Annotated in this window: 3 protein-coding genes; all 3 read left to right on the forward strand. The window is 64.5% G+C overall.

What is annotated here, in order from left to right:
• Positions 1-457: nuclear transport factor 2 family protein (locus ACOADB_RS06220; RefSeq protein ID WP_378597085.1), on the forward strand; the 457-nt coding region annotated here is incomplete at its 5' end.
• Between the two features lie 149 nt (positions 458-606).
• On the forward strand, positions 607-1,725 hold the full coding sequence (locus tag ACOADB_RS06225) for an NAD(P)H-dependent flavin oxidoreductase (RefSeq protein ID WP_378597086.1): 1,119 nt from the start codon (positions 607-609) through the stop codon (positions 1,723-1,725).
• A gap of 164 nt (positions 1,726-1,889) precedes the next feature.
• Positions 1,890-2,239 (forward strand): TetR/AcrR family transcriptional regulator (locus ACOADB_RS06230; protein WP_378597087.1); only part of this gene is annotated, 350 nt, incomplete at its 3' end.

Consider the following 2,239-nt stretch of genomic DNA (forward strand, 5'->3'; position numbering starts at 1 on the left):
TTCAGGGCGCGCGTTCCAAGTCGTGAGCGGGGCCACGGTGATTCTGGGCCGCCACAGGTCCGATCTCGAGGCCATCCAGCACCTGATCGTTCTCTACGGACACGTCATCGACGACGCGGAATGGGATCGATTGAACGAGATCTTCGCACCGGATGGGTCCTTCCAGATCGAGGGCACGGACATCGCGGTCTCCGGGCTCGACCGGATCGACGAGTTCATGCGCAGCATCACCCATCCGCTTGCACACTTCAGCACCAACGTCATGGTGGACCTTGATGAGGGAGCCGACGTGGCGACGGCGCGGGTCAAGCTGTTCGCGCCGCGAGCCAACGGGACCTCTGCGATCGGCACCTATCACGACGTCATCGTGCGCACGCGCCGTGGTTGGCGCTTTCAGCAGCGCATCGTCAAGGTGGCGGACCTTCATTGGCGATCCGCGCCGCTGGAGCCGTCCTAGCGTCCCAAGCGGGCTGGAGGTCGTACATACCTCCTGGATCGCGGAACTGGAGCGTGAAGGGGATGCCGCGACTTGATATTTAGGGTACGCTATTAGTCAGTTAATATGGCCGAACTTGTTGCGGCCCACCTCGACGGACGGACGAATCCATGAAGACCTCGATCTGCGACTTGCTCGGAATCGATCTCCCGATCGTCGCCTTCTCGCACTGCCGGGACGTCGTGGCTGAGGTCACCAAGGCTGGAGGGTGCGGCGTCCTGGGGGCGGCACTGATGTCACCCGAGGAGCTCGAGGTCGAGATGACCTGGCTCGACGAGCAGGTAGGTGGGCGTCCCTACGGACTGGACCTGATCGTGCCGAACGCCTTTGCCGGGAAGGGGACAACCTCGACCGAGGCCGATGTCCCGGCGCACATCCGAGACTTCGTCGCCGGCATCCTGCGCCGTCATGACATGGATCCGGATCAGATCCCCACAACCCCGATGGCGTCCGAGGAGTCTCTGTCCGAGGCCTACGCGGGGGAAATGCTGCAGATCGCCCTCAAGCATCCTCTCGCGCTCATCGCGAATGCTCTTGGGACACCGCCTCCGATCATGCTCGAAATGGCGCGGGAGGCGAATGTCCCTGTCGGTGCTCTCGTCGGGACAAAGAAGCACGCGGCGGCTCAGGTCGCCGCCGGCGTCGACTTCATCGTGGCTCAGGGTTCAGAAGCGGGCGGACACACCGGGCAGGTATCCACCATGGTGCTGGTTCCTGAAGTCGTCTCGCATCTCAAGCAACTGGGCAGCAACGTCCCCGTGCTTGCGGCGGGGGGCATCGTCACCGGTGCCCAGATCGCCGCCTCGATCGCCATGGGTGCGGCCGGAGCGTGGACTGGGTCCGTCTGGCTGACTACGCACGAGGCAGAGACCGCCCCGTACACCAAGCAGCGAATGCTCGAGGCGTCGTCAGCCGACACCGTCCGTTCCCGTTTCAGGACGGGCAAGCCGTCGCGACAGCTTCGCTCTGAATGGCACGCCGAGTGGGAGGCGGAGGGCAGTCCTGCCGCCCTCCCCATGCCCTTGATGGGGTACGTCAGCGAGCCGCCGCTCAAGCGGGCCGATGTCCTTGCGGCCTCGGGTCACGAGGGTGCCAAGCGGCTCAGCACCTATTGGGTGGGGCAGGGGGTCGGCCTGATGAACAATGCCAAGTCCGTCCAGCAGGTCGTCGGCGACATGATCGAGGACTACCTGGAGGCCATCGATCGGCTCAACGGAACCATCGAATGATCAAAGGATCCGTCGGACCACGACGGTGCCACGGACGCGCGGTCATTGGCTGATCGCAACGGTGCGGTGTCCATTAACTGACGACTGGTGAGCTAGATTGGTGCGCGCAATCCCGGCCGCGTTGACGACAACGTAGGGCCGCCTGAGACGGTACGAAGGTTGACATGAGCGACGACGCGACCGAGGTCCTTGACAGTCCCAAGCGCAAACGCGGTCGCCCCCGCGACGCCAACATGGAGTCCCGGTTGCTGGGTGCCGCCATCTCGCTGTTCGGTTCGCGAGGGTGGGCCGGATTCAGCATCGAGCAGGTTGCCCGGATTGCGAAGGTCGGCAAGGGCACGGTGTACCTCCGTTGGCCCTCGGCTGAGGCGCTGCTGCGCGAGGCTTTGCAGAAGCGCCTGCGTTTCGTCGACGACCCGGACACGGGCCAGCTGCGGACGGATCTCCTCAGCCTTGCCCAGCAGCTGGCGGAGGTCTACGGCGGCGAGAACGGCCGGGCCTTCCTTCGCATCTA

Origin of the sequence: Nocardioides sp. CPCC 206348, assembly GCF_048654705.1 — a bacterium.
Classification (GTDB): Bacteria; Actinomycetota; Actinomycetes; order Propionibacteriales; family Nocardioidaceae; genus Nocardioides.

Coding starts and splice junctions, on each gene's coding strand:
- ACOADB_RS06225 (WP_378597086.1), top strand. CDS start 607: ATGAAGACCTCGATCTGCGACTTGCTCGGAATCGATCTCCCGATCGTC.